The sequence below is a fragment of the Pseudomonas sp. RL_105y_Pfl2_101 genome (assembly GCF_963970585.1).
Classification (GTDB): Bacteria; Pseudomonadota; Gammaproteobacteria; order Pseudomonadales; family Pseudomonadaceae; genus Aquipseudomonas.
Map to the genome: position 1 here is coordinate 441,127 of NZ_CAXAPG010000001.1, position 25,826 is coordinate 466,952.

Sequence of the window (25,826 nt, forward strand, 5' to 3'; positions counted from 1 at the left end):
TTCGCTCCGTCAACACAGCGTCCGCGAACGTCTCATCCAAGACGCATATATCTGAAGTGGACTGGGCCCATCGCGGCAATGGTGGTATTTGCAGTGCGATGCAGAACTCCCAAACCTGGTTCGTCGTCCCCACGGACCCCGGCAAATACCGTGCGTTTCCCAACAGGAGGTACGCGCAATTCAACTTCAGTCTCTGTTGAGTTCCCGGTTCGCCCCATTACCAATCTGACGTTTTGCCCGGCACGCGGGGGATGAGGCAACTCAAAGTTACCCGGCTGACCGCCCAAGTCCTCGCCAAGCGACCAGACTTTCCTGACGCCATCGACAAAGAACCGCGGACGCTCCAGCAAAGCTGCAAGCAATGAAGGCAGCTTGCTCTGCGTTGAAACATAGAAGGTACAGTCCACCAGACGTAGATCGCATTGTTCATCTGCGACGACTAAGTCTTTTCCATCTCTACTATCAACCACAAGCACGCCGTAGGCCTGGAGCAAGACGGGTGCAACGGGGGCTTGAGTACCGGAACAGTCGAATCTGGAGAGGCAACCGCCCGTCACTGTGTATTCACCGGGAGCCTGTGGCTTGAGGGCAACCCCGTCTTGCTGACCAACACCACGACAGTTCCTTATGGATGCAATGACTCTAAAGCCCGGGGCATTGCCCGAGGTGGAAATGCTCTCACCGACAATATTTTCGAGGTCAAGCTTGAGCGGGAACGTCCCGACTTTTGAAGGGGTTCTGCCATTCAGATTCACGTCTACGTTAAGCCCGGTACCATGGGCATTGTGAAGCGTGAACTCTTCGCAGATTGCAATAGGTGTTCCGCTGAATTGAATTTTGCCGGGCCTGATCCAGTGCCGTTGGGGCGTAGTCAATTGGGACCTGTATTCCAAGCCATCCACCATAATCCTGCGCCAAAAACGGTATTCAATGGGGCTATCAGCGGGCTTAGCCGTATCGCCTGAATTTTGGGTGTGCTGAAGCAGCTCCAGATCTCCGACATCTTTGGGGGCGATTACCCTGACGTTACGCATCAACAGATCGCCGTCGCAAAAACCACCCGTATCACCCCTGCTCTTCACAAATCCAGTACTGGTATTCGCCATTCTACGAGCGTGGAACGTGACCGTATCCAGATCCAGGTCACCCAGAGCAGTGACGAGAATACCCGAGTGGCCCACGACCATGTTTCGCAATCGTAGCCATTCCATAAATGGCTGATGAAAATCGACACGGCTGAGTACACCGTCTCGATAAGTGACTCGTTGACAAAGATTGCTCCCCGTAGCGCCCCATCCTTCGCCTTCGGCATGCGGGGTTATGTCCACGTCATAACAATAGCCAAGTTGAAAGTTATAAGCGTAGTTGAATGCACTGTTGCGAATCGCCCATTGCATCTCCATACGAGCGCTAACTTGACAACATTCATAAAAATGCACGTATGTGGGGTTTCGCGGAGTATAGACATCCTCATCCTGGATAAAACGTACGTCCAGGTCGAGCAAACTGGTCGCCACACGCACAAACTCATTTGAGATGCTGTTATTGCGTATATCGAGCGTCAACCCTTTTACCGTACGACGGCGCCGTTCCATTCGAAAAACCTTAACGGAGGAAATACCGACCCCTGCCAGCGAGTACCTTAGCGGCGACGACACTACGCCATCCTTGTAGACCCTGTTTAATTCGATTCGCTTCTGCACGTTTTCCCGATACGTATAAAAATCCTGCTCGGTAGTGATGATGACAAAGCTGTCGCTGACTTCCGGGCGCCCCATCCACCCAGAGAAACGCAGTGATCCGGCGTCGAGGTTTTCAGATCCTTTCAAACCCCTGACCACGGCTGTATCGGGCCCGTATGTCAAACCTGCATCCTGACGTCCAAAAACAAAACGTCCAGACCACGCTGAACATTCAAATGTGGCCCCGGAAAAATCACAATCGGTGGTCAACTCAACGGTGCCTCCACCTGATAGCTTGAACCTGCCCCTCGCGACCAGGGTTGCCTCAGCTTCGTTGGCAGCACGCGCGGCCTTTTGCAGAGCCAGCAGGCAGTCCTCTTCTCCCGTGGGATCCGCGCCGAATGCTGAAATCGACATCCGCTCCGACGCATCTGGAAGCACGCAAAGTTTCAAACCAGCAGCGGTTACTAGATCATGTGTTTCTGCCGCTGCGACAACTTTGTATCGAAAGCCTTGCGCCAGAATAATATCTCCCGCGGACACTGCTGAATAATCAACCTTTGTATCCGCCAGCATCTCCGAGACAGAATTGAACAAACTTCCGATGTGCGCTGACAGGCGGCGCACGAGTTTTCTTTCGGTGATTGAACTATCAGGAATCTCTTCCATTTCGCCATTCATAAACAATCACCTGAGTGTTCAACATGAGAGACGGGACTTTACTCAAGAACAATGCAGAAAACCGAATAAAAATGATGCTATACAAAACAAAGATTCAATCGGATCGAATATAGATACAACTGTCAGATCCTACAGGTGCGCCAAACGGTCCTCCAATGCTGCTCTGATCTGAGGCCAACCCTAAAACAAATGTGGGAGCGAGCCTGCTTGCGATAAGGGTGTATCAGTCGACATTACTGCCTACTGACCCACCGCTTTCGCGAGCAAGCTCGCTCCCACAAAGTTCGCCCTTACCCCTGATGGGTTCGGGCTATTGCCTTAGCGGAACAACACCGCCGTCTTCTGCAGGGTCACCCACACACCCCACGCCAACGGAATGCCCACCACCAGCCAGGCGGCGATCGCCAGGGGCTTGGTGCCCGGTGCGGCTTTCCATTCCAGCGAAGTGGTGCTGTCGGCGCCTTTGTCATGGCCCAGCGCCTGTTCGGCGGCCAGTTCGGCGTCGGTCATGAAGTACTTGTCGGCGACTGGGCGGACCAGCAGGTTGCACAGCAAGCCCAGCACCAGCAGACCGGCGAGGATGTACAAGGTGATGTCATAGGCCGCGGCACGTTCAACGCCGATGCTCAGTTGATATTCACGCAGGTAGTTCACCAGCACCGGACCCAGCACGCCTGCCGCAGCCCAGGCGGTCAGCAGGCGACCGTGGATTGCACCGACCATTTGCGTACCGAACAGGTCCGCCAGGTAGGCCGGCACAGTGGCGAAACCGCCGCCGTACATCGACAGGATGATGCAGAACGCCGCCACGAACAGCGCGACGCTGCCCAGGTGACCCAGGTTCGGGATCAGCGCGTACAAGGCAATGCCCAGGGCGAAGAACACGAAATAGGTGTTCTTGCGACCCAGGTAATCCGAGAAGGATGCCCAGAAGAACCGTCCACCGATGTTGAACAGGCTCAGCAGACCGGTGAAACCGGCCGCGATGGCCGCGATCTGGCCCAGTTGCGCAGCATCCAACTGACCGAAAGGCAGGTCATTGCCGAGCAACTTGCCGCCGAACACTTCCTGCAACAGCGGCGAAGCCATGCCCAGGATGCCGATACCGGCGGATACGTTCAGACACAGCACCAGCCATACCAGACGGAACTGCGGGGTTTTCCAAGCCACGTTCACGTGAACGTGACGATGGGTGATCATCGCGTTCGCGGCTTTCTTCGGTGCCGGGGTCCAGCCCTCAGGCTTCCAGCCGGTTGGCGGAACGCGGTACGACAAGGCGCCACCGATCATGAACACGAAGTAGATCGCGGCCATGACCAGGAAGCTCTGCCATACACCCACGCTGGTTGGCGAAGCGAAATGGTTCATCAGCGCCGCGGCCAGCGGAGCACCGACCATCGCACCACCACCGAAGCCCATGATTGCCATGCCGGTGGCCATGCCGCGTTTGTCCGGGAACCACTTGATCAGCGTCGACACCGGGGAGATGTAGCCTAGCCCCAGGCCGATACCGCCGATCACGCCGGAACCGAGCCACATCAGCCAGATCTGGTGGGTATAGATACCCAGTGCGGAAATCACCAGGCCACCGCACCAGCACAATGCCGATACAACACCAGCCTTGCGCGGCCCGGCGTGTTCCAGCCAGCCGCCCCAGATGGCTGCCGAGCAACCCAGGAAGATGAAGAACAGGGTGTAGATCCAGCCGAGCATCGAAATCGGCCAGTCACATTGGGACGAAAAGACTTGCGAGATGAAGCTCATATCCGGTGCACAGGCCATAGGCTTGGTGACACCCAAGGCCTTGGACAGCGGCAACCAGAACACCGAGAAGCCGTAGGCCATGCCGATGCAGAGGTGAATGGCCAGTGCGGCCGGTGGAACCAGCCACCGGTTGAAACCTGGCTTGGCGATGATACGTTCCTTGGAGAGGAACGCTGGCTGGTCGGCGATGCCGTCCGCCGTGATGCTCGTGCTCATGTTGTATCCCCCAATTATTGGAATGGTCCGTCAGCCTCGCGTCACCCTCAGCCTTCATCGCACGCAGGCATGGCTGTATTTTCTGGTGAAGCCCCAGTATGCGACATAAAGTCGCAGCAGGACGGACGAACGGTCAAAGGTTACCACTTGCTCGCGGCAGAAAAACCAAAGTGATATCACCTTTTTCGTGCCATCTGTCTTATCGCACGCCTGCTCGCTTTCTGTAGGGGGCTAACGATTTATTTTTTCAGGAATTTCCATGCCCATCGTTGTTGAGCTCAGTTCCGGCGCCTGCTGCCAGGACCTGCGGGACCTACAGAGAATCTGCCGGGATGCCCCGGGCTGCCGGTTCGAACCCTTTGGCGATGCCACGCAACTGATCACCTTTCAGTTGACCGACTGCTCGGAGCCGAACGGCTGGAGATAAATCCTGTGGTGAGGGCGCTTGCACTGTAGGAGCTGCCGAAGGCTGCGATCTTTGGATCCTTCGCTTGAGATTTAAGCGTCCGGGGAAAGATCGCAGCCTCGTTGCACTCGACAGCTACAGTGCAAGTTCCCTCGCCATAGGGGGCAGGCCTGCTGGTCTAATGGCGAGAATCGAGAAACGATCCCGCAACGCGGCACCAACTCAGGGCGTTATACTCCCGGATAAATTTTGAACTCAACCTACAAGGATTCGCCCATGAAAGCGTTCGGCAAAATCCTGGGTCTGGGACTTCTCGGGCTGTTGCTGATCATTGTGGCCCTGGGCTTTGCCCTGACCCACCTGTTCGATCCCAACGACTACAAAGAAGAGATCCGCCAGATAGCCCGCGACAAGGCCCACATCGAGCTGACCCTCAATGGCGACATCGGCTGGAGCCTGTTTCCATGGCTCGGTCTTGAGTTGCACGACGCCAGCGTCGCTACCTTGGCCAGTCCGACCCAACCTTTCGCTGACCTGCAGATGCTCGGCCTTTCGGTCCGCGTAATACCGCTGCTGCGCCGGGAAATACAAATGAGCGATGTGCGGGTCGAAGGCCTGAACCTGCGGCTCAACCGTGACAAGAACGGGCACGGCAACTGGGAAGACATCGGCAAGGTACCAGCCTCTGCAACGACCGCGAACCCGCCGGCACCAGTGCCAGCCGAACCACCGACCCCACCCGTCAGCCCCCCGGCAGAAAAACCTGCCCAGCCGACCCGACTGGATATCGACAGCCTGACCGTGAACAACGCCCGGGTCGAATACACCGACGAGCAGACCGGCAAGCTGTTCACGGCCGAGAGCATCCAACTGAGCACCGGCCCGGTCCACGACTCCACCAACATCCCGGTCACCCTGACCGCATTCCTGTCCAGCAACCAGCCAGCGGTGCGCATACGCACCGAAGTGACGGGGGAATTGCGCTTCGAACGTGCCCTGCAACGCTACAAGTTCGAAGACCTGAAACTGTCCGGCGAAGCCACCGGCGACCCTTTGCAGGGCAAGACCCTGAACTTCGCCGCCCAAGGCCAGCTGTTCCTGGACCAAGCGGCAAACGTCGCCGAATGGACCGGCATCAAGCTGTCGCTCAATCAACTGCGCGCCCTGGGTGAACTGAAGGTCAACGACCTCGACAAGACCCCGCAATTGAATGGCGGGGTGTCCATCGCCCAGTTCGACTTGGCGAAGTTCGTCGACAGCGTCGGCCAGAAACTCCCTGCCATGGCCGAAGGCAGCCTGAGCAAGGTCGAACTGTCCAGCCGCATTGCCGGCACGCCAAGCAGCGTCGACTTCAACAACATCAACCTGAAGGTCGACGACAGCAGCTTCAGCGGGCGTATCGCCGTGGAAGATTTTGCCAAGCAGTCCCTGCGCGTGCAGCTCAAGGCTGACACGTTCAACGTCGACCGCTATCTGCCGCCAAAGTCCGCCGAAGCCGACAGTTCCACGGCGGCCCGTGATGCCGAAGTCAGCAACACCGAAGCCAGCGCCATAGCCGGTGCCGGCAGTACACCGCTGCCAAGCGCCCCGACCCAGGGCGCCTGGAGTAACGATCGACTGTTTCCGGTGGAGCGCCTGAGCAAACTGGACCTCGATGCCGACCTGACCTTCGGCCAACTGACCCTCGATAAACTGCCGATCCAGAACGCTGCGCTCAAGGCCTCCGGCCGGGGCGGCCTGCTGACCCTGGAGAACCTGCGAGGCGACCTGTACAGCGGCAACTTCGAAACCAAGGGCACCCTGAACGTGCGCCAGCCTACGCCACAGTTGAGCCTGCAGACGCGCATCAATCGGGTCCCTGCCGAGAAGATCATCGAAAGCCAAGGCAAGAATCCGCCGGTCAAAGGCCTGGTCACCGTCAACAGCGCGATCACCGCCAGCGGCAATAGCCAGAAAGCCCTGATCGACAGCCTCAACGGCACCGCCGGGTTCGTCATCAACGATGGCGTGCTGCTCAATGCCAACCTCGAACAGCAATTGTGCAAAGGCATCGCCACCCTCAATCGCAAGGCCCTCAGCGGCGAACCCCGGGGCAAGGACACGCCGTTCCAGCAACTCAACGGCAATCTCACCTTCAACAATGGCGTTGCCCGCAACCCTGACCTGAAAGTCCGCATTCCCGGCATGACCGTCAACGGCAACGGCGACATCGACCTGCGGGTACTGGGCATGGATTATCGCGTCGGCATCGTCATCGAAGGCGACAAGAGCGAGATGCCCGACCCGGCCTGCCAGGTCAACGAACGCTACGTCGACGTCGAATGGCCATTGCGCTGCCGCGGCCCGCTGGAACTGGGCGCCAAGGCGTGCCGCCTGGACAACGAAGGGATGGGCAAGGTTGCGGCGAAACTGGCCGGCGACCGCCTCAGTGACAAGATCGATGAGAAGCTAGGCGACAAGGTCAGCCCCGAACTCAAAAATGCGCTCAAGGGGCTGTTCAAGCGATGAGAGCCGAGCAGTTCTCCAGCGCAGTACTGGACTGGTTCGACCGTCACGGGCGCCACGACTTGCCCTGGCAACAAGGCATCTCGCCCTATCGGGTGTGGGTCTCGGAAATCATGTTGCAACAGACCCAGGTCAGTACCGTGCTCAACTACTTCGACCGGTTCATGGCCTCGCTGCCCACCGTCCAAGCCCTGGCCGCCGCGCCGGAAGACGAAGTGCTGCATCTGTGGACCGGGCTGGGCTATTACACCCGTGCGCGCAACTTGCAGAAAACCGCGAAAATCGTCGTCGAACAGTACGGCGGCGAGTTCCCCCGGGACGTGGAAAAACTCACCGAGTTGCCGGGGATCGGCCTGTCCACCGCCGGCGCTATCGCCAGCATCAGCATGGGCCTGCGGGCGCCGATCCTCGATGGCAACGTCAAGCGGGTACTGGCGCGCTTCACCGCCCAGGAAGGCTACCCAGGCGAACCCAAGGTTGCGAAACAGCTGTGGGCCACCGCCGAGCGCTTCACGCCACAGGACCGCGTCAACGCCTACACCCAGGCGATGATGGACCTGGGCGCCACGCTCTGCACCCGCAGCAAACCCAGTTGCCTGCTCTGCCCGCTGAAGCAAGGCTGCGAGGCCCACATGCTGGGCCTGGAAACCCGCTACCCGATTCCCAAGCCTCGCAAGGAAGTGCCCAGGAAGCGCACCTTGATGCCCATGCTGGCCAACCACGAAGGCGCAATCCTGCTTTACCGACGCCCTTCCACGGGGCTGTGGGGCGGTCTATGGAGCCTGCCGGAACTCGACGACCTCGACGACCTGCAGCACCTGGCCCTGCAACACTCGCTGGAATTGGGCAGCCAACAGCCAATGCCAAGCCTGATGCATACCTTCAGCCACTTCCAGTTGGCGATCGAACCCTGGCTGGTCCGTGTCCGGGAAACCGGCCATCACGTGGCCGAGGCCGACTGGCTCTGGTATAACCTCGCCACCCCGCCGCGCCTGGGCCTTGCCGCCCCGGTCAAAACCTTGCTCGAACGCGCGGCCGCCGTAATGAACGCAGGAGAGTTGCAATGACCCGCACCATCATGTGCCGCAAGTACAAAGAAGAACTGCCCGCACTGGAACGCGCTCCATTTCCCGGCGCCAAGGGCCAGGACATTTTTGACCATGTCTCGGCCCAGGCCTGGGCCGACTGGCAGAAGCACCAGACCCTGCTGATCAATGAAAAACGCCTGAACATGATGAACGCTGAAGATCGCAAATACCTTCAGGGCGAGATGGACAAGTACTTTTCCGGCGAAGATTACGCCAAGGCCGAAGGCTACGTACCGCCGTCCGAATAAGCTGTTCCGCGTGGGGGCGGATCGTAAGCGACGGTAATAATTAAATATTTTTTGAAAACGTGCTTGACGCCCCCCTGAAAAACCCGTTTAATGCGCCCCGTTGCCCAGATAGCTCAGTCGGTAGAGCAGGGGATTGAAAATCCCCGTGTCGGCGGTTCGATTCCGTCTCTGGGCACCAAATACCGAAAACCCCGATCAAGCAATTGATCGGGGTTTTTTATTGTCCGGGATTTTCTTCCAGCGCCTTATCGACTCGGCTACATTCGTCCGCTCCCCTCCAGCAAGCGAATCGACATGGACATCACCGGCATCCCCTTTGGCACCACCGATTGGTCAACCATCGAGCCCACCGAACACAAAGGCGTCACTGGAACCGCGTATTGGCGCACCCAGCAGTTCGGGAACATTCGCGTGCGGATGGTGGAATATACGCCGGGGTACCTGGCCGACCATTGGTGCACCAAGGGCCACATCCTGTTTTGCCTCAAAGGCGAGCTCAATACGGAACTCGACGATGGCCGGCAATTTTTGCTCAAGCCCGGCATGAGCTACCAGGTAGCCGACCAGGCCGAGCCCCATCGATCCTCCACCTCATCGGGAGCTACGCTCTTGGTAGTGGATTGAGATTCGAAGCCCCCCCACTGAAGCTGTAGGATAGATAGCCTTATCCATCAGGAATCCGACTATGTCATCGGCCAACAAACAGCAGAAGCGCAGCCAGCGCGCCAAGGCGAAAGCCAAGCAGAACCGTACTAAGCGTGCTGCTGCGCCGAACGATTTCCTCGACCCGAACGACGAGCGCATCGACCTGGAAACCGTGGACCTATCGGACATGTTCCGACTCATGGGCGCTGCCGAAAAGATCAGCCAGCAGGCCATGTGCATCGCCTTCCTGGGGCATCCACTGCTGGAGTTGGTGCTGGAGCAGGAAGGTGAGGAAGAAGCGACCGACTTCATCTTTACCGCATTGATCGAATACCGCCGCTTGACCACCGGTGTGGATGAGCAGACCGCGCTGGATTGGGTGGAAAGCAAGCAATTCCAGGCCGATTATGTGGCTGCATCCCAGGCACTGGCGCAAGGTAAGGTCTGACTGTCACCCGCCAAGCGCTTTGTGGCGAAGGGGTTCGCGGTGGCTGACAGGCTGCGGGAATAGTTCCTACAAGCCAAGGTCAACCAACATGGGACGGCGTCATACCCGTCCTGCGTCAATCAGCTATTTTTCCTCCCAAGCAATCAGCCCCGTCCGGCATCATCGAAACGTCGCCAGGAGCATCCTTGCGGTCCGCCCCTCTCAATGGCTGGACACTGCGATGACGCCACTGCTACCTCAAGATGACCCACAGCTCGCCCCCTTGATCAACGAACTCGGTGAGCTGATTCGCCAGGCACGCCAGAAGGTCCTGCGTGCCGTCGATACGCTCCAGGTACAAACCTGCTGGCAGATCGGCCGGCATATCATTGAATTCGAACAGGGCGGCGCCGAACGGGCGGCTTACGGCGCAAGGTTGCTACCGTCGTTGGCGAAAGTGCTGACGGCGCGGTTTGGGAAAGGGTTTGATGCTTCAAATTTGCGCTACATGCGTCTCTTTTATCAGGCGTTTCCAATCTGTGACGCACTGCGTCACGAATTGAGCTGGACTCACTATCGAACGCTGCTACGCGTCGAAAATGCGAATGCACGCCGTTGGTACATGAACGAAGCCGTCACTCAAAACTGGTCCACCCGCGCCTTGGAACGACAGATCGGCACGTTCTATTACGAACGTCTCCTGGCAAGCCGCGACCGGCCTGCGGTAGAGCAGGAAGCGGCCGCCAATCTTGAGAAACTGGATTTCGGTCCCAGGGACATCGTCAGGGATCCGGTGGTCCTTGAGTTCCTAGGACTGCCCAATACCGGCACGCTGCTGGAAACCGACCTTGAACAGGCCTTGATCGACCCGCTACAAGGCTTCCTTCTGGAACTGGGCAAAGGCTTCGCCTTTGTCGCCCGCCAACAACGCATCAGCACCGAAAGCAAAGACTTCTACATCGACCTGGTCTTCTACAACTACCTGCTCAAGTGCTTTGTGATCGTCGATCTCAAACGTGGCGAGCTCAGCCACCAGGACATCGGCCAGATGGATATGTATGTACGTCTCTACGATGATCTCAAGCGCGGCCCTGACGACAAACCTACCGTGGGCGTCATTCTCTGTGCGCGCAAAGACGACTCGGTGGTGCGTTATTCCGTGTTGCAAGGCCATGAACAGTTGTTCGCCAGCCAATACCAATTGGTGCTGCCCACGGAAGAAGAGCTGCGCAACGAGCTGGATCGCGAACGGGCGCGGCTTGAAGACGTGGCAGCCAACACCCAATAACCGCCTCTCGTGTGTTTTTTCAGCAACGCCTACCCCAAGAACGCTATCCTGCACGTCACCGGCCGCATCCCATTGCCCTCCAATCCAGGTGTTGCGGACCTCCCCTCACGAATTGGAAACCGAAGCCCAATGGCCTCACTGAACAAACAGCAAAAACGCGCCAAGCGCGCCAAAGACAAAGCCAAACAGATCCGCATGACCGGGCGCAAATCGATCCCGATGTATGGCGACCCGGCCCACGCCACCGCCCAGCCGCCGGTCTACGTGCTGGAACTGTTCGCCAAACTGCGCGACGCCGAGGCCATCAGCCGCAGTGAAATGCTCGATACGCTGCTCGCATCCCTGAGCGTGATGATCAATGAGCGCCCAGGCCTGCTCGACCTGAAAAACGCCGAAAACGAAAGCATGGCGGCGACCAACCTGGCCGCCGACATGCTGGTGGACTACCGCATGTGGGTCGATGAAATGGACCGCGAGACCGCCCAGCGCTGGCTCAGCACACCGGAGTTCATCAAGGACTTCAGCGAGGCACTGGACCGCTACCGCCAGACCCTGGAAGAACCCGCCAGCGAATAAACCGACCGGTTATTCGTCACCGTTCCAATGGAACACCAGGTTGCGCGCGGCCCCGCTGCCTATCTCAGCAGTGTCGCGCCGCGCCTCACCATTGCGCGTCGCCACCACGTCGTACTTGCCCGGCGGCAATTGCACGTAAACCAGCGGCCCGGCCTCATCCAGCGTCAACAGCGTTTGCCCCGACGCGTTCTGGACGGTGACCTCCACATCCGGGATGTATTTGTTTTCCGGGCCAACCGCGAATGTCATGTGCAAGTTGTAACCCTGGGCCTGCCCGATGGCCCGGGCCTCATCCTCACCGATACCGCCCGACAGGTAAGTGATGCCGTTCTGCTGCATGGGTTGGACCTGGACGCCTGCGTTGTCGATGGGCGCGAGGTTGGTGGCGTTGAGGGCGATGGGGAACAGCAGGATGCTGATGGCAACGAAAGGCAACAACAAATGGTGGAGGGATTTCATGATGGAAACTCCCGCGCTCAGGAAAAAACCAAGTGTGGCTGCTTGTTTGATTATTAATCGTCCCTATGGGTTTAGACCGATTGGAACTTGCCCACACTGCGGATTGGAATAGAGGAATTCAGATAATCCCCTCCCAGGACAATAAACAGGCACAACACGAACGCTCATCCGGTTAACCCTTCCAACCCCCGCCCAAAGCTGGCACCATCGCGCCTTTTTTTACGCGACTCCCGGACTTTTCACCGGTAAACCAGGTTCAAACGGCCGTTCGGTTGTTGATGGCGCGACAGTCTGCTGTGCCGATGCGACAACCTGCCACACATCACCGGTTTACCGCCCGTAACGCTGTTGGCTGCCATTCGGACGCATGCTAGCTTGGCCGCCTCGCCAAGGAAGGCAGCCAACAGCAAGGGAGCACATACCATGAGGACCGCACATGGCCCAGGCCACGCCCGCGCTTGAAATCCGCAACCTGCACAAACGCTACGGACAGCAGGAGGTGCTCAAAGGCGTCTCGCTGACCGCCCGCGACGGCGATGTGATCTCGATCCTCGGATCCTCCGGGTCCGGCAAATCCACATTCCTGCGCTGCATCAACCTGCTGGAAAACCCCAACCAGGGCCAGATCCTGGTGGCCGGCGAAGAGCTCAAGCTCAAAGCCGCAAAGAACGGTGAACTGGTGGCCGCCGACGGCAAACAGATCAACCGCATGCGCAGCGAGATCGGTTTTGTCTTCCAGAACTTCAACCTTTGGCCGCACATGAGCGTGCTCGATAACATCATCGAAGCGCCACGCCGGGTGCTTGGCCAGAGCAAGGCCGAAGCCGTCGAAGTGGCCGAAGCGCTACTGGCCAAGGTCGGTATTGCCGACAAGCGCCACGCCTACCCGGCCGAACTGTCCGGCGGCCAGCAACAACGCGCCGCCATCGCCCGCACACTGGCGATGCAGCCCAAGGTGATTCTGTTCGACGAACCCACCTCCGCCCTTGACCCGGAAATGGTCCAGGAAGTACTTAGTGTGATCCGCGCCCTGGCCGAAGAAGGACGCACCATGCTGCTGGTCACCCATGAAATGGGGTTCGCCCGTCAGGTTTCCAGCGAAGTCGTGTTCCTTCATCAGGGCCTGGTCGAGGAGCAAGGATCGCCACAGCAGGTCTTCGAAAACCCGCTTTCGGCGCGCTGCAAACAATTCATGTCCAGCAACCGCTAACGGAGCAGTACACATGCAGACCTACAAGAAATTCCTCCTGGCCGCAGCGGCCAGCCTGGTCTTCTCGGCCAGCGCCATGGCGGCCGACAAACTGAAGATGGGCATCGAAGCGGCCTATCCGCCGTTCAACAACAAAGATGCCAGCGGCAACGTGGTCGGCTTCGACAAGGACATCGGCGATGCCCTGTGCGCCAAGATGAAAGTCGAGTGCGAAGTGGTCACTTCCGACTGGGACGGCATCATCCCGGCCCTGAACGCCAAGAAGTTCGACTTCCTGATCTCGTCGCTGTCGATCACTGAAGAACGCAAGCAGGCCGTGGACTTCACCGACCCGTACTACTCCAACAAACTGCAATTCATCGCGCCAAAAAACGTCGACTTCAAAACCGATAAAGCGTCACTCAACGGCAAGGTCATCGGGGCACAACGCGCCACCCTCGCTGGCACCTGGCTGGAAGATGAAATGGGCAGCGACATCACCATCAAGCTCTACGACACCCAGGATAACGCCTACCTGGACCTGACCTCCGGCCGCGTCGACGCGATCCTGGCGGACAAATACGTGAACTACGACTGGCTGAAAACCGATGCGGGCCGTGATTACGAATTCAAGGGCGACCCGGTGGAGGAAAGCGACAAGATCGGCATCGCCGTGCGCAAAGGTGACCCGCTGCAAAACAAGCTGAACGCGGCCTTGAAAGAAATCGTAGCCGACGGCACCTATAAAAAGATCAACGACAAGTACTTCCCGTTCAGTATCTATTGATATTGACGTGCCTGGCCGGCGCAGCTGCCTGGCAGCGCCGGCCCTTAGCAAAGCCTGCCGCGATATGAATTCTTACCCATGATGATCGATCTCTACGGATTCGGCCCGGCGCTTGCCGCCGGCGCGCTGATGACCGTCAAGCTGGCACTGTCGGCCTTGTGCCTGGGGCTGGTGCTCGGCCTGCTTGGCGCCTTGGCCAAAACCTCGCCATACAAGCCGCTGCAATGGCTGGGCGGCACCTATTCGACACTGGTTCGTGGCATCCCGGAATTGCTCTGGGTGCTGTTGATCTATTTCGGCACCGTCAACCTGATGCGTGCCCTGGGTGAGTATTTCGGCAAACCCGACCTCGCCCTCGACGCCTTCGCCGCCGGGGTGATTGCCCTGGGCCTGTGCTTTGGCGCCTACGCCACAGAAGTCTTTCGCGGCGCGATCCTGGCGATCCCCAAGGGCCATCGTGAGGCCGGCGTAGCCCTGGGCCTATCGAAGTGGCGGATCTTCACCCGATTGATCATGCCGCAGATGTGGCGCATCGCCCTGCCTGGCCTGGGCAACCTGTTCATGATCCTGATGAAGGACACCGCGCTGGTCTCGGTGATCGGCCTGGAAGAAATCATGCGCCATGCGCAAATCGGCGTGACCGTGTCCAAGCAACCGTTCACCTTCTATACGGTCGCAGCGCTCATGTACCTGGGCCTGACAGTGCTCGCCATGATTGGCATGCACCTGCTGGAACGACGCGCCGCCCGTGGATTTACCAGGAGCACCCAATGAACTGGGACGTCATCATCAAGTGGCTGCCAAAGCTGGCCCAGGGCGCCACACTGACCCTGGAGCTGGTGGCCATCGCCGTGATCGCCGGGCTGCTGCTGGCGATTCCCCTGGGCATCGCCCGCTCTTCGCGCCTATGGCAGGTGCGGGCATTGCCCTACGCCTACATCTTCTTTTTCCGTGGCACGCCGCTGCTGGTCCAGCTGTTTTTGGTCTATTACGGCCTGGCGCAGTTCGATGCCGTGCGCAGCAGCGCGTTGTGGCCGTACCTGCGGGATCCGTTCTGGTGCGCCACAGTCACCATGACCCTGCACACCGCCGCCTACATCGCCGAAATCCTGCGCGGCGCGATCCAGGCCATCCCACGGGGCGAGATCGAAGCCGCACGGGCCCTGGGCATGTCGCGGCCCAAGGCGTTGTTCTACATCATGCTTCCCCGTGCCGCGCGCATCGGCCTGCCGGCCTACAGCAACGAAGTGATCCTGATGCTCAAGGCCAGTGCCCTGGCGAGTACCGTGACCTTGCTGGAACTCACCGGCATGGCCCGGACCATCATTGCCCGGACCTACCTGCCGGTGGAGATCTTCTTCGCCGCCGGTATGTTCTACCTGTTGATGTCTTTCCTACTGGTGCAAGGCTTCAAGCAGCTGGAGCGCTGGTTGCGCGTCGATGCCTGCCAAGGGCGCTGACAGCGGCGTGCTGACGGGCGAGGCCCTGCTCGCCCGCTTCACGGCGCTGGACGCGTTTCTCACGACGCACCAGGCACTGTGGAAACCACGTCCGTTCACCCATCTGCAGCTGCCTTGGCAAACGTCCCACCCGGAACTGTCCCGATGGCTACGCCAGCGTTCACTGGAAGCGGCGGAAAATGACCATCATCAGCCATGGTTGATGGCAGACGCGCCAGCGCCATTTCCGGAATTGGCCGCTGTCTCCCGTGCATTAAGCGCGGTCGCACAATTGCCCGCCAGTACGCTCGAAGCCCCAAGCCATCGCCTCAACGTCGACGTGCCCGGGCGCAAATGGCAACAGATCGAAGCCTTCGCCAGCCGCCTGCACTTCACCACCCAACCGACCCACTGGCTGGATTGGTGCGCCGGCAAAGGCCACCTCGGTCGACGCCTGCTGCACGGTGCTCAGCAACTGACCTGCCTGGAGTACGACCCCGCCCTGGTCGCCTGCGGCCAACAACTGAGCCAGCGCCATCACCTGCCCGCCACGCACGTGCAACAAGACGTGCTGGCAGCGGACGCCGTCCAGGCGCTCCACCCCGGACACACGCCTGTGGCCCTGCACGCCTGCGGCGACCTGCATGTGCGTTTGATGCACCTGGCCAGCGCCGTCGGCTGTGCACAACTGGCTATCGCACCGTGCTGTTACAACCGCATCAGCAGCGAGCGCTATCAAGCGCTGTCCGACGCCGCCAAGGGCTCTGCCCTACAGCTGTCGCTCGACGATCTCAGCCTGCCACAGACCGAAACCGTCACCGCAGGCGCCCGCGTCAGAAGACAACGGGACCACTCCATGGCCCGGCGCCTGGGTTTCGACCTGCTGCAACGGCACATCAGGGGGCGCGACGACTACCTGCCTACCCCCTCACTGCCCAGCGCCTGGCTGGAAAAATCCTTCGCCCAGTACTGCATCGATCTCGCGGCCCTGAAAGACTTATCCACAGTCGGCACGCCGGATTGGCTCGCCCTGGAAGCAGCAGGCCATCAACGCCTGGCCGAGGTGCGCAACCTGGAGTTGCTGCGAGGCCTTTTCCGACGGCCACTGGAGCTTTGGCTGGTGCTGGATCGGGCGCTTTTCCTCAGTCAAAAAGGCTACCAGGTTCGCCTCGGTACCTTCTGCGAAACACCGCTCACCCCGCGCAATCTGATGTTGCTGGCAGAGCGTTGCTGAGATGAAACACCCTGTGGATAACTCTGTTGATGAAATAAACTCGGATCCAATCAATTCGCGATTTCCTGACCGAATCAACGTTGGTCATTTTTTGTTCATATGGATAAAAAACCATGAAAACAGGCATTTGCGACGAAATGCGAAAGCGGTCACAAAATCGCAAGATGCCCTACGTCTCATCCTGCCCGTTGTGCATAAGCGTCTAAGCGAAACGACATAACCGCCGAATTCCGTGCTGCCCCGCGCCAGTCATTGCCTCCACCGCGCCCGTGCTATTCAACAGCCCAACGTATCGTGATCGACCTGGCCCTCAAACCCGCCTTCGACATCCCACCCTGCCACCTGGCCGGCCTTCAACTCGGCAAAAGCCACAAATTCAGCCACCCCGTCGACGCCGCAGACCAACCGCTCAGCGCCGCCCTGCACCGGGCTGAACAGGCCGAAGCCCAACTCCACGGCATGCAAAACAGCCGCACTTGGCGAGCCCTGAACAAACGGCGAAACCTGCTCCACCGCACCTAAGCCGGGCTTGCGCAAAAATAGTCAGAATTCAGGGGTTTACAGAACGCACCCAATCGCTATAATCGTCGCCCACACGCCGGTATAGCTCAGTTGGTAGAGCAACTGACTTGTAATCAGTAGGTCCCGGGTTCGACTCCTGGTGCCGGCACCATACAAGGTTCCAGAGAAGGCTTTCAAAATCTCTGGAACCCCCGAAAAACCCGCCTTCTGGCGGGTTTTTTCGTTTTGGGGTTCCATCGGTTTCCGTCAGAAACTGGTAGGTTCCAACCGTTTTAAGGGTAGAGTTTGGGGTACAGGTCACTTCGATAAAAGGGAGTACCCTTATGTCGCGCACCACAGCTCCGCTCTCCGACGCAGCTTGCCGCTTGGCAAAACCTATAGACCGCGCCTACAAGCTTTTCGACGGCGATGGCCTCTACCTCCTAGTCCAACCCAATGGCCGCAAAGGCTGGCGGCTCCGTTACGTCAAACCTGACGGACGGGAAGGACTGACCTCGTTCGGCAACTACCCCGTCATTGGCCTCGCCGATGCGCGCCGCAAGCGCTTGGAGGTCAAGCGAATGCTGGCGGATGGCATTGATCCCATAGAGACCAAGCACCAAGCCAAGGCGGAAGCCGTGATCAAAGGCAGAACCTTTGAAAGCGTTGCGCTGGACTGGCACACGGAAATGTCGGCCAAGTGGGCACCAGGCCACTCCAAGACTGTGATGAGCCGCCTCAAAACCCACGTATTCCCGCTGATTGGCGCACGCGCCATTGTTGATCTCGACACCCATGACCTTATGCAGCCCTTGGAAGCGATCAAGAAGCGCGGAACGATCGACGTTGCTTTAAGGGTACAAAACTACCTGCAGAGCATCATGCGCGAGGCAAAGCGCCTCCGGCTTATCACCATAAACCCTGCTTACGATCTCGAAGGCTCGATCAAAGCCCCGCGGGTGGTACATCGCCCCGCTCTACCCTTATCGCGACTGCCGGAACTGCAGGAGCGGATCGACACCTATAAAGGCCGGGCACTTACCCGTCTGACGGTGATGCTGTCGCTGCATGTGTTTGTACGATCCAGCGAGCTGCGTTTCGCACGCTGGAGCGAGTTCGACCTCAAGCGCGGCACCTGGGAGATACCGGACACTCGACCTGCGCTGGAGGGAGTACCTTTTTCCACAAGGGGTACGAAGATGGCCGGGGATATCCATTTAGTACCCTTATCGCCGCAAGCAGTGGCGCTACTCGAAAAAATCCATGCACTCACAGGCAAATTCGCATTGGTCTTCGCAGGTGATGCCAAACCCTGGAAACCCATGTCCGAAAATACCGTGAACAACGCGCTACGGACGATGCGATACGACACCAAAACCGATATCTGCGGGCATGGGTTTCGTTCAATGGCCTGCAGCGCACTGATCGAGTCCGGACTGTGGTCCGAGACCGCCATTGAAAGGCAGATGAGCCACAAGGAACGCAACAACGTCCGCGCCGCTTACATCCACAAGGCCGAGTTCATCGAGGAGCGCAGGCTGATCATGAACTGGTGGAGCCGGTACCTGGAGACCAACCGGCAGGAGCATGTCACTCCACACGAATTCGCGAACCAGACCGGAGCGAACGTTACTCGCCTAAAAGCAAAACGTGGCGCAACCGAGTAAGCGCTCGGTCTTCATATCTCAGTGATCCGCTTTTCCACGCGGGTCCATCCAAACAGGGCTGCAAAGCCGCCCTGCTTGGATCGACCTCACTTAAAAAATCGAAAGTCCAAGTAACTGTCTGTGGAAAACCACTGATTTCCACCGGTGGATAATTTCATCCACAGCCGCAGAACTCCCGAAAATTCGAGCCTTGACCCGAATTATCCACAGGCGTAGAAAAGATCGGGCAAAGCGCTGTCGTTGACAGCAACCCAGGTAGCCAGAACCTTTAAGGCTACGCCACACCGTGGTGGTTCACCCAAAGTGCGATTAGCGTCCGGCGGCTCGCACGGTCACAGCGATGTGATGGATGCCTACTTTTATCAGTGTGCCCACTGCGGCAACTCATACCCTTTCATAGCTGCCCTGCAGCAACCTATCCGCTTGGCCATTTCATTGCGCCAACCTGCGCCCGTCTCTTTCTCCCGGAAAGAGACGGGCGCTCCTACCGCTGCTGCAGCCCAACTCGTACAAGGCTTTGCGGCATTCCCCCTCGTGACAATCGGCGTGACAAACACCGAAGTCACCAGCAACAGCGATGCAGATGATGGTGCCGCAGCCCACGGAATGGACTGCACCTGACTGACAGTCAGGCATGCCCCGGTCATCGCATAGCTGCCTTCACCCGACTCAGGATCTCGCGGCGCCGGTCTCGTCAGCCAGCCCAGCCTCCACCCGCCCACTTCTTCGGAAGTGTTCAGGAGGCCAGATCATGAGATGCCCAAGCTCCCGGTCGTAAAGAGCCGCCAGTCCCGCGTTAGTGGACAAACCCCACAGGTCGCAGGGGCCTTGATCCCTGATAACACTCAACATTCTTGGCGGGATGACGTGGGGAAGGTTTTAAAGGTTTGGCTTCGAGAGGAGTTTGAGCATGGCATTGGTAGGTAGACGGGATGGGCGGAATTTTGGCTATGGCCGGCAACTGAGTTATGCCGGGCCGCAGGCATTGCGAGATCTATTTGGTGGAGGGCATTACGGCACAGTCAAGGCGCACAGTGATCGCTGGCAGGCATTTGTACGCTGGTGTCGATCGGAGGAAGGGCCGGGATTTAACGATGCGCGGCAGATTGATCGGCAGACTTTGCTGGACTATGCCGGAGCTCTACGCCAGCAAGTTGAACAAGGTGAGCTCGCCATTGCCACCGCGCAAAACCGACTTTCCAGCGTCAACCGGGTCATGGCTGCTCTTCGCGGTGATCAGTATGTAAAAGTGCCGAGTCCGAGTAAGGCTTTAGGACTGCGGCGCACCACCGTTCGTACAACAGTTCCACAGGGTAAGGATCGTGATCAAGTGACACGCATAGTCAACGCACTCCGCGAACAGCATCCCCGTGCCGCGGCCATTGCGCAACTGGCGCGTGCCACGGGCATGCGTTTGCGCGAGACCATCTTGGCTGACCTTCCACGCCTGAGGCTTGAGGCTGAACACTGGGGCAAGATCAACATCCAGGACGGCACCAAAGGTGGCCGCTCTGGCGCATCGGCACCGCGCTGGATCAATGTGGATGAACATGTTCGCGAAGCGCTCAGATATGCCGAACAGGTCTCACCGCATGGTAGCCGCAACTTGCTAGCACCGAATGAAAGCTATCTCTCCTTCCAGCAGCGAATAGTTCGTTTAGCGCGGGAAATCCTCCATGAACACAATATCAAGGGCTTCCATGAGCTTAGAGCTGCTTATGCATGTGAGCGCTATCATCAAATCACTCATCATCCTCCTCCAGTTAATGGTGGTAGCGACCAGTTTGATCAACAATTGGATAATGAAGCCCGAGTAACAATCAGTTATGAGCTAGGTCACGGTCGTATCGAAATTGCTGCCGCGTATATCGGGAGTAAAAAATGAGCAAGAGTTTTGATATGGCGCTTTTTTTAGTTAGCGTGCTGAGTGGTTCGCAGGCCACCCGCAGACGACACCTCAAACAAGCCGCAGCCATTCAAAACGCAATTTTTCAACGTTGGAAGTTAGCCAATCCTTGGACATGGCGTCTCAAACACCTCCTGTGGTTCATGAATAATGCTCTGATAGGAAGGAGCCCAGCAACACGCTATCGCTATTGGTTAACAATCAAACTAATTGCACTTAAACTCGACAAGAAATTTCATAGATGCAGCCTCCTTTAAGATTGAAAACACAGCATTTTAAAAACAACTTTCTTGCACTGGTAAAAATGCAGCACAAAAGGCACCTACTACCTATTCATCTTTTGCTTAAATATGCTACAGTCAGTCAAGGGGTTTGAAAGAGGAACGACTAGAAATCGAACTCAGACACTCTAAAAGCAAGATACTATTTAATATGGAATTAGCCTTGCGCAGGCCTTAAATATGACTGTATATGTAGACAATGTTCGAATCAAGTGGGCGCAGAATGAATGGTGTCATCTTGTTGCTGACACGCTAGAAGAACTACATGAATTCGCTTTCCATTTAGGACTAAAACGCAAGTGGTTTCAAAGTTCCGCTTCTTACCCTCATTACGACGTCAAAGTAACCGTAAGAAACAAAGCAATTGAATTAGGAGCACTGCCAGGTTCGAGACGGCAAATAATAACATGCGCAAAAAAACTAAAAGAAGAACAACAAAAATACAAGCTAAACTTCACAGAAGCTCAATTTGAATTACCACTATAGCCACACAACCTTCAGCACTGCAGGGAGCTTTAATAGTGTTTATATTTGGGGAAACCATTGATGACATAATGCAAAAAACCTTTGATGCCATCTTAAAGGATGGAATTGAGGTAAATCCAACAAAAGGAAAAACCCAAGAACTTTCCGGTGTATTGCTAAAGCTAACAAATCCATTAGGGAGGCTGAGTCGAACCGAAGGAAAAGGTACGATCTACAGCTGTTTAGGCGAACTACTTTGGTACTTATCCGGATCAAATAGTTTGGCTCAAATCCAATACTACCTGAAAAATTATCATCAGTACTCCGATGACAACAAGACTATTTTTGGTGCTTATGGACCAAAACTTTTTGGCATAGAAGGTCAATTCCAAAATATTATAAATACCCTCAAGAAAGGTCCAGAAACTCGAAAAGCGGTGATACAGCTATTTTCAAATTCGGACATTCAGACATCACACAAAGATGTTCCATGCACATGCGTTCTACAGTTCATGATCAGAAATGAAAAACTGCATTTATACACGTGCATGCGTTCAAACGATGCTTACAAGGGATTACCACACGATGTATTCTCTTTTACAATGCTCCAAGAGTTGGCCGCACGCAAATTAGGTATACCTATTGGCGAATATAGCCACTACGTAACGAGTTTGCATATTTACATTGAAGATTTGGAAAAAATTAAACTTTATCAAAAGGAAGGCTGGCAAGAAAAAATCTTTATGCCTGAAATGCCCAATGGAGACCAGACAGAAAATGTCCTGCGCCTACTCAAACACGAAAGAGAACTAAGACTCAATAACGAAATAGCTTCTGCACACCACACTGAAGATTATTGGAACGACCTCACAAGTCTTTTACAAATATTCAACATATCAAAAAACAATAACTGCGATAGCAGGCTCACTCAAATCACATCTTCAATAAAAAACAATGAACTGAAAATTTTTGCAGCACGAAAAATAGGCTCTTCCCAAGCTAATGGAGGCAATTTTGTTTACCTTTGAACAAGATAAACCATCAAAAAATCCACAGCTGATAATTTTAGCTAGGATGATTCAGGAGCTTTCATACGAGTCATCCAAGCAACTTGAAATAATAGAGTGGGCCGCTCCGATCCCATATTTTGGAAACCCATCTAAAGCGTCGATTGCTACAGTTGGGCTCAACCCAAGTAACAGAGAATTTGTTTCATCTGATGGGCTAGAGCTTATGGAGAATGACAGGAGATTCCATACTCTAAACTCACTTTCTATAGAGAATTGGAAAAACCTAACTGAAACACAACTTGGATTAATACATAACTCCTGCACAGAATATTTTTTTAGAAATCCATATGATGGCTGGTTCAAGCCATTGGACCTCCTATTAAAGGGAACAAACGACTCTTTTTATAGTTCTTTGTTCCATGCATGCCATTTAGACCTGATTCCATATGCAACAGCAAAAAAATGGGCATTTCTAACATCAAAACAGCGCGAAACACTAATTCGCATTTCAGCTGAGTTCCTAGGAGAAGTACTAAAATATTCACCTATAAAGATACTGATACTAAATGGGAAAACAGTGATAGAAAGTTTCGAAAAAGCCACGCAAACTATTTTTGTCAAAGAAACGGTGGAAGACTGGGCCCTTCCAAGGAAAACCGGGATAGAAATAAAAGGTTTTAGCTACCAAGGAAAAATTTCGAAAATTTCCGGAATTGATATTGGAAGAGATGTGCACATTTTGGGCTACAACCATAACATCCAGAGTAGCTATGGCGTCACCTCCTCAGTGCGTTCCTCAATTCAAAAATGGATTACTTCTAAAGCAAGGGAGATATTAAAGTGAGAGAACAATATGAAGACCTCAAACAAGAATTAGGTCTAAAGCTCACGCGCGTAGAGCAAAATGGATTACTTCTACCTGGAATATCTGCCTTTGAGAATAAATCAACACTCGTAAAACAAATGATTGAGAGCATAAGACGCGTTGAATATGTTGCGGCTATAAGCAGGCGTGATATTAGCGCCGATAGAGCTGACCCGCGTAGCGAGCATTTTGACCCGATTCGCGCAGCAGTTTTAAAACGGCAATCTGGAGATATTGAGGAAGCCTGTTGGTTGGTTTTCTTAGCTACTCACTTTGGGAAAGCAAGCAGTACAGGCTGGCAATTAATAAAAGACGTTTATGGCGCCCTTGGAGGCAACCACACTTGGAATTGGGCCCGCGCTAGCTTTGATCCAACCGCTATGAGTAATTGGATTGGGCGCAACCAGATTACACTGAGAAGTGACGGTAGAAAATTTGGAAATCACCGGAAGTACGAATCCTTAGATCCTACAAAATCCAATTGGACAGGAGAGGTTATTGAAAGCTATGTAAACTGGGTAATGCAATATGGTTCGCATGTCGAACTTTTCAATAATGCATTGAACCAATTCAACGGGAATGAAAAACTCGCATTCCGGACACTTTACAGATCCATGAATGAAGTGAAACGATTTGGAAGAACCGGCAAATTTGATTATTTGACGATGATTGCTAAGGTTGGAATTTCAAATATAGATGCCGACTCAACCTACATGAGCGAAGCTACCGGCCCCTTAAAAGGCGCACGTTTGCTATTCGGAGGGAGGACCACAGCTAACCTTTCAGCAACCATATTAGAACAAAAAGTCCAAGAACTAGAAACCGTACTTGGTGTCGGAATGCAGGTTATTGAAGACTCATTATGCAACTGGCAAAAATCCCCAAGCAGGTTCATTAAATTTAGAGGCTAGCTAAACCATCCGACCAAGAATACTTGACCTTAAGTTTATTCATATGATTTCGTTTTACAATATTGAAATGTTGCATTTGACCTACGACAACACCAGGAGCAATACCAACAGACTTAGCAAACTTAATAATACTTCTATAGTTATCTGAGTGCGCCTCCATATTCACTCTAAACCTAGACGGAATGAGTGTTATGGCGGCAAACTCATTGGCCTCCCGCTCTTCCCGATCACATTCGAATTCCTCACCCTCTACAAAAGTAGAATCTTGACCATGAAGAATTAAGTGTCCAATCTCATGAAATAATGAAAACCAAAAATGATCATCCGATAAATATCTAAAGCTAAGCATTATTAGTGCTTTATCCTCGGACAAAAATTTTGCCATTCCACTAGCCGGACAACCTTCTGGCGTTCTAGATATAACGAGAATAACACCACAATTAGCCAATATAGCTTGAAGATTAGGAATGAACTCGGAAGGCTCGGGAATATTAGTAAGTGCACGTATACTTTCAATATTTTCTAGAAGTTCAGATTTATCCCATTTATTACACGATGCTTTAAGCGCCCTAATTTCGCCATATCGAATCCAAGCAGCTGTAGCACCAACTTTCTGATCGAATGACTTACTCGCTCTAAATCTCGAATCTTTTACAAACTCCGAGCTTTTATCTTTCCAAGCACTGATATCAGGAACACCAAAATAATCTAAACAGTCGATGACTTTTTTAGATTTACTCTCTGAGTTAGATATCCAACCAAAGGCCTGCATACTCTTCACGGGGAGTTCTAAAAGCCAACTCTCCTCCGATTGACTAACGTCTCTATATATACGAGAAACGTCCTCGCGATACTGACGCTCCCTAACAATCCAAAATTCAGGGTCAGGTCCAATTACTGCGGATAACCTATGCGCAAGTTGCTCTGTTATCTCTGCCGAACCATCAAAAAGCAATTCAACGGAGGCCAACTCACAGCCCATGCTATCGGCCAATAACTTCGGAGTTATTTCCCTGTCAGAAAGAATATCTAAGATAGTATCACCAGGGGGTGAAATCCAGCTTGGCTGAAACGCCTGACTATTCATCATCATTCCGTCCAATTTTAAGCAGTTTTATTCGACTAACCATATCCCAGTTTACATCACCAGAGGTCAGTATAGGAACTTTTTGATGAACGGCACTAAACATCAAATGGTGGTTATGGCTTAAGTTTACCAAAACTAATCCTGGAGGGGCGCCATCTATCTCAGTAGGCTTTCCTACAGGTAAATGAAGGATATTAGATGCAGCTCGAATATCTGCAAGCCTTTTAAATAGACTCTGGGCCACAGGAATGGGCAATTCACGACATGCGATGACCTCACTCGTACAGAGATCCCTGAGGTTTTCCGTCTCAAACGCCAATATCAACGCCATTCTTGCCGTTTCATCCATAGTCTTGCAGCGAAGGGTGGCGCAATGATACTGCTTTCGTGACAAATTCAACACTATTTCCTAACAACTTGAATTTGCTGACCTCGAAACGATTTTATTGCAGTTTTTCTTCCCGGTTCGATTCCATAGAACGCCATAACTATCTGATTT

At 54.9% G+C, this 25,826-nt stretch carries 25 protein-coding genes, 2 tRNA genes and 1 pseudogene; 23 read left to right on the forward strand and 5 right to left on the reverse strand.

Annotated elements, in window-relative coordinates; translation table 11 throughout:
• Nucleotides 1-32: 32 nt before the first annotated feature.
• Together AACY31_RS01915 and AACY31_RS01920 are read right to left on the reverse strand one after the other, a co-directional pair.
• Nucleotides 33-2,363, reverse strand: coding sequence for a hypothetical protein (locus tag AACY31_RS01915; RefSeq protein WP_339503755.1), 2,331 nt, complete (start codon nt 2,361-2,363; stop codon nt 33-35).
• A gap of 318 nt (nt 2,364-2,681) precedes the next feature.
• Nucleotides 2,682-4,343, reverse strand: a complete 1,662-nt coding sequence (locus tag AACY31_RS01920; protein ID WP_339481124.1) for an OFA family MFS transporter — start codon at nt 4,341-4,343, stop codon at nt 2,682-2,684.
• 259 nt (nt 4,344-4,602) lie between these two features.
• On the opposite strand from AACY31_RS01920, the gene AACY31_RS01925 reads away from it, so the two are divergent.
• The 9 genes from AACY31_RS01925 to AACY31_RS01965 all read left to right on the forward strand — a co-directional run bounded on the left by AACY31_RS01925 (nt 4,603) and on the right by AACY31_RS01965 (nt 11,526).
• The gene (locus tag AACY31_RS01925) at nt 4,603-4,770 is read left to right on the forward strand and encodes a hypothetical protein (protein WP_339481125.1); all 168 of its coding nucleotides are present in this window, start codon (nt 4,603-4,605) and stop codon (nt 4,768-4,770) included.
• 255 nt (nt 4,771-5,025) lie between these two features.
• Nucleotides 5,026-7,257, forward strand: a complete 2,232-nt coding sequence (locus AACY31_RS01930; protein ID WP_339491360.1) for an AsmA family protein — start codon at nt 5,026-5,028, stop codon at nt 7,255-7,257.
• The gene (gene mutY, locus AACY31_RS01935) at nt 7,254-8,321 is read left to right on the forward strand and encodes an A/G-specific adenine glycosylase (RefSeq protein ID WP_339481129.1); all 1,068 of its coding nucleotides are present in this window, start codon (nt 7,254-7,256) and stop codon (nt 8,319-8,321) included. The genes AACY31_RS01930 and mutY overlap by 4 nt, the downstream gene beginning before the upstream one ends.
• Complete coding sequence (locus tag AACY31_RS01940; protein WP_339481130.1) at nt 8,318-8,590, forward strand: oxidative damage protection protein; 273 nt, start codon at nt 8,318-8,320, stop codon at nt 8,588-8,590. The genes mutY and AACY31_RS01940 overlap by 4 nt, the downstream gene beginning before the upstream one ends.
• Nucleotides 8,591-8,692: 102 nt before the next feature.
• A tRNA-Phe gene (locus AACY31_RS01945) sits at nt 8,693-8,768 on the forward strand.
• A 116-nt stretch (nt 8,769-8,884) separates the two neighbouring features.
• Nucleotides 8,885-9,214 carry a DHCW motif cupin fold protein gene (locus AACY31_RS01950; protein ID WP_339481131.1) on the forward strand — a complete coding sequence of 110 codons (330 nt, stop codon included), beginning with the start codon at nt 8,885-8,887 and terminating at the stop codon, nt 9,212-9,214.
• Nucleotides 9,215-9,275: 61 nt separating this feature from the next.
• Nucleotides 9,276-9,683, forward strand: coding sequence for a hypothetical protein (locus AACY31_RS01955; protein WP_014336090.1), 408 nt, complete (start codon nt 9,276-9,278; stop codon nt 9,681-9,683).
• 220 nt (nt 9,684-9,903) lie between these two features.
• A complete protein-coding gene (locus AACY31_RS01960) occupies nt 9,904-10,950 on the forward strand; it encodes a PDDEXK nuclease domain-containing protein (protein WP_339503757.1) in 1,047 nt (348 codons plus the stop codon).
• Nucleotides 10,951-11,079: 129 nt separating this feature from the next.
• On the forward strand, nt 11,080-11,526 hold the full coding sequence (locus AACY31_RS01965) for a hypothetical protein (protein ID WP_339481135.1): 447 nt from the start codon (nt 11,080-11,082) through the stop codon (nt 11,524-11,526).
• Nucleotides 11,527-11,535: 9 nt separating this feature from the next.
• Here AACY31_RS01965 and AACY31_RS01970 read toward each other — a convergent pair whose 3' ends face one another.
• The gene (locus tag AACY31_RS01970; RefSeq protein ID WP_339481137.1) at nt 11,536-11,985 is read right to left on the reverse strand and encodes a carboxypeptidase regulatory-like domain-containing protein; all 450 of its coding nucleotides are present in this window, start codon (nt 11,983-11,985) and stop codon (nt 11,536-11,538) included.
• A gap of 436 nt (nt 11,986-12,421) precedes the next feature.
• Here AACY31_RS01970 and AACY31_RS01975 point away from each other — a divergent pair, with 436 nt between their 5' ends.
• The 14 genes and pseudogenes from AACY31_RS01975 to AACY31_RS02040 all read left to right on the forward strand — a co-directional run bounded on the left by AACY31_RS01975 (nt 12,422) and on the right by AACY31_RS02040 (nt 24,240).
• Nucleotides 12,422-13,195, forward strand: coding sequence for an ABC transporter ATP-binding protein (locus tag AACY31_RS01975; RefSeq protein ID WP_339481139.1), 774 nt, complete (start codon nt 12,422-12,424; stop codon nt 13,193-13,195).
• Between the two features lie 13 nt (nt 13,196-13,208).
• Nucleotides 13,209-13,961: an ABC transporter substrate-binding protein gene (locus AACY31_RS01980; protein ID WP_339481140.1), complete on the forward strand. Its 753-nt coding sequence runs from the start codon at nt 13,209-13,211 to the stop codon at nt 13,959-13,961.
• Between the two features lie 78 nt (nt 13,962-14,039).
• Nucleotides 14,040-14,735: an ABC transporter permease gene (locus tag AACY31_RS01985; RefSeq protein WP_339503759.1), complete on the forward strand. Its 696-nt coding sequence runs from the start codon at nt 14,040-14,042 to the stop codon at nt 14,733-14,735.
• Nucleotides 14,732-15,421: an ABC transporter permease gene (locus AACY31_RS01990; protein ID WP_339481142.1), complete on the forward strand. Its 690-nt coding sequence runs from the start codon at nt 14,732-14,734 to the stop codon at nt 15,419-15,421. Before AACY31_RS01985 ends, AACY31_RS01990 begins: the two co-directional genes overlap by 4 nt.
• Nucleotides 15,402-16,634: a methyltransferase gene (locus AACY31_RS01995; protein WP_339503761.1), complete on the forward strand. Its 1,233-nt coding sequence runs from the start codon at nt 15,402-15,404 to the stop codon at nt 16,632-16,634. The genes AACY31_RS01990 and AACY31_RS01995 overlap by 20 nt, the downstream gene beginning before the upstream one ends.
• A gap of 303 nt (nt 16,635-16,937) precedes the next feature.
• Nucleotides 16,938-17,156, forward strand: a pseudogene (locus AACY31_RS02000) (FkbM family methyltransferase); the annotation flags it as partial.
• Between the two features lie 75 nt (nt 17,157-17,231).
• Nucleotides 17,232-17,307 (forward strand) — tRNA-Thr (locus tag AACY31_RS02005).
• A 172-nt stretch (nt 17,308-17,479) separates the two neighbouring features.
• A complete protein-coding gene (locus AACY31_RS02010) occupies nt 17,480-18,802 on the forward strand; it encodes a tyrosine-type recombinase/integrase (protein ID WP_339503763.1) in 1,323 nt (440 codons plus the stop codon).
• Between the two features lie 910 nt (nt 18,803-19,712).
• Nucleotides 19,713-20,687 carry an integrase domain-containing protein gene (locus AACY31_RS02015; RefSeq protein WP_339503765.1) on the forward strand — a complete coding sequence of 325 codons (975 nt, stop codon included), beginning with the start codon at nt 19,713-19,715 and terminating at the stop codon, nt 20,685-20,687.
• The gene (locus AACY31_RS02020) at nt 20,684-20,965 is read left to right on the forward strand and encodes a hypothetical protein (RefSeq protein WP_339503767.1); all 282 of its coding nucleotides are present in this window, start codon (nt 20,684-20,686) and stop codon (nt 20,963-20,965) included. Before AACY31_RS02015 ends, AACY31_RS02020 begins: the two co-directional genes overlap by 4 nt.
• 204 nt (nt 20,966-21,169) lie before the next feature.
• On the forward strand, nt 21,170-21,475 hold the full coding sequence (locus AACY31_RS02025) for a DUF4031 domain-containing protein (protein WP_124318768.1): 306 nt from the start codon (nt 21,170-21,172) through the stop codon (nt 21,473-21,475).
• 68 nt (nt 21,476-21,543) lie between these two features.
• Nucleotides 21,544-22,482, forward strand: a complete 939-nt coding sequence (locus tag AACY31_RS02030) for a thymidylate synthase (protein ID WP_339503769.1) — start codon at nt 21,544-21,546, stop codon at nt 22,480-22,482.
• A complete protein-coding gene (locus AACY31_RS02035; RefSeq protein ID WP_339503771.1) occupies nt 22,469-23,308 on the forward strand; it encodes a hypothetical protein in 840 nt (279 codons plus the stop codon). The genes AACY31_RS02030 and AACY31_RS02035 overlap by 14 nt, the downstream gene beginning before the upstream one ends.
• Nucleotides 23,305-24,240, forward strand: a complete 936-nt coding sequence (locus tag AACY31_RS02040) for an alpha-glutamyl/putrescinyl thymine pyrophosphorylase clade 3 protein (RefSeq protein WP_339503773.1) — start codon at nt 23,305-23,307, stop codon at nt 24,238-24,240. The genes AACY31_RS02035 and AACY31_RS02040 overlap by 4 nt, the downstream gene beginning before the upstream one ends.
• On the opposite strand, the gene AACY31_RS02045 is transcribed toward AACY31_RS02040, so the two are convergent.
• Together AACY31_RS02045 and AACY31_RS02050 are read right to left on the reverse strand one after the other, a co-directional pair.
• Nucleotides 24,230-25,327 (reverse strand): ImmA/IrrE family metallo-endopeptidase, encoded by a 1,098-nt coding sequence (locus AACY31_RS02045; RefSeq protein WP_339503775.1) that lies wholly within the window; start codon nt 25,325-25,327, stop codon nt 24,230-24,232. The genes AACY31_RS02040 and AACY31_RS02045 overlap by 11 nt on opposite strands.
• Nucleotides 25,320-25,727 (reverse strand): hypothetical protein, encoded by a 408-nt coding sequence (locus tag AACY31_RS02050; RefSeq protein ID WP_339503777.1) that lies wholly within the window; start codon nt 25,725-25,727, stop codon nt 25,320-25,322. The genes AACY31_RS02045 and AACY31_RS02050 overlap by 8 nt, the downstream gene beginning before the upstream one ends.
• Nucleotides 25,728-25,826 lie beyond the last annotated feature (99 nt).

What these genes read in the sequence shown, in the direction of transcription:
- AACY31_RS01915 (WP_339503755.1), bottom strand. Translation starts at nt 2,363, where the DNA reads ATGAATGGCGAAATGGAAGAGATTCCTGATAGTTCAATCACCGAAAGA.
- AACY31_RS02025 (WP_124318768.1), top strand. Translation starts at nt 21,170, where the DNA reads ATGACTGTATATGTAGACAATGTTCGAATCAAGTGGGCGCAGAATGAA.
- AACY31_RS01995 (WP_339503761.1), top strand. Translation starts at nt 15,402, where the DNA reads ATGCCTGCCAAGGGCGCTGACAGCGGCGTGCTGACGGGCGAGGCCCTG.
- AACY31_RS01975 (WP_339481139.1), top strand. Translation starts at nt 12,422, where the DNA reads ATGGCCCAGGCCACGCCCGCGCTTGAAATCCGCAACCTGCACAAACGC.
- AACY31_RS01940 (WP_339481130.1), top strand. Translation starts at nt 8,318, where the DNA reads ATGACCCGCACCATCATGTGCCGCAAGTACAAAGAAGAACTGCCCGCA.
- AACY31_RS01980 (WP_339481140.1), top strand. Translation starts at nt 13,209, where the DNA reads ATGCAGACCTACAAGAAATTCCTCCTGGCCGCAGCGGCCAGCCTGGTC.
- mutY (WP_339481129.1), top strand. Translation starts at nt 7,254, where the DNA reads ATGAGAGCCGAGCAGTTCTCCAGCGCAGTACTGGACTGGTTCGACCGT.
- AACY31_RS02020 (WP_339503767.1), top strand. Translation starts at nt 20,684, where the DNA reads ATGAGCAAGAGTTTTGATATGGCGCTTTTTTTAGTTAGCGTGCTGAGT.
- AACY31_RS02010 (WP_339503763.1), top strand. Translation starts at nt 17,480, where the DNA reads ATGTCGCGCACCACAGCTCCGCTCTCCGACGCAGCTTGCCGCTTGGCA.
- AACY31_RS01985 (WP_339503759.1), top strand. Translation starts at nt 14,040, where the DNA reads ATGATGATCGATCTCTACGGATTCGGCCCGGCGCTTGCCGCCGGCGCG.
- AACY31_RS02015 (WP_339503765.1), top strand. Translation starts at nt 19,713, where the DNA reads ATGGCATTGGTAGGTAGACGGGATGGGCGGAATTTTGGCTATGGCCGG.
- AACY31_RS01970 (WP_339481137.1), bottom strand. Translation starts at nt 11,985, where the DNA reads ATGAAATCCCTCCACCATTTGTTGTTGCCTTTCGTTGCCATCAGCATC.
- AACY31_RS01965 (WP_339481135.1), top strand. Translation starts at nt 11,080, where the DNA reads ATGGCCTCACTGAACAAACAGCAAAAACGCGCCAAGCGCGCCAAAGAC.
- AACY31_RS01960 (WP_339503757.1), top strand. Translation starts at nt 9,904, where the DNA reads ATGACGCCACTGCTACCTCAAGATGACCCACAGCTCGCCCCCTTGATC.
- AACY31_RS01930 (WP_339491360.1), top strand. Translation starts at nt 5,026, where the DNA reads ATGAAAGCGTTCGGCAAAATCCTGGGTCTGGGACTTCTCGGGCTGTTG.
- AACY31_RS01925 (WP_339481125.1), top strand. Translation starts at nt 4,603, where the DNA reads ATGCCCATCGTTGTTGAGCTCAGTTCCGGCGCCTGCTGCCAGGACCTG.
- AACY31_RS01950 (WP_339481131.1), top strand. Translation starts at nt 8,885, where the DNA reads ATGGACATCACCGGCATCCCCTTTGGCACCACCGATTGGTCAACCATC.
- AACY31_RS01955 (WP_014336090.1), top strand. Translation starts at nt 9,276, where the DNA reads ATGTCATCGGCCAACAAACAGCAGAAGCGCAGCCAGCGCGCCAAGGCG.
- AACY31_RS02030 (WP_339503769.1), top strand. Translation starts at nt 21,544, where the DNA reads ATGCAAAAAACCTTTGATGCCATCTTAAAGGATGGAATTGAGGTAAAT.
- AACY31_RS02045 (WP_339503775.1), bottom strand. Translation starts at nt 25,327, where the DNA reads ATGAATAGTCAGGCGTTTCAGCCAAGCTGGATTTCACCCCCTGGTGAT.
- AACY31_RS01990 (WP_339481142.1), top strand. Translation starts at nt 14,732, where the DNA reads ATGAACTGGGACGTCATCATCAAGTGGCTGCCAAAGCTGGCCCAGGGC.
- AACY31_RS01920 (WP_339481124.1), bottom strand. Translation starts at nt 4,343, where the DNA reads ATGAGCACGAGCATCACGGCGGACGGCATCGCCGACCAGCCAGCGTTC.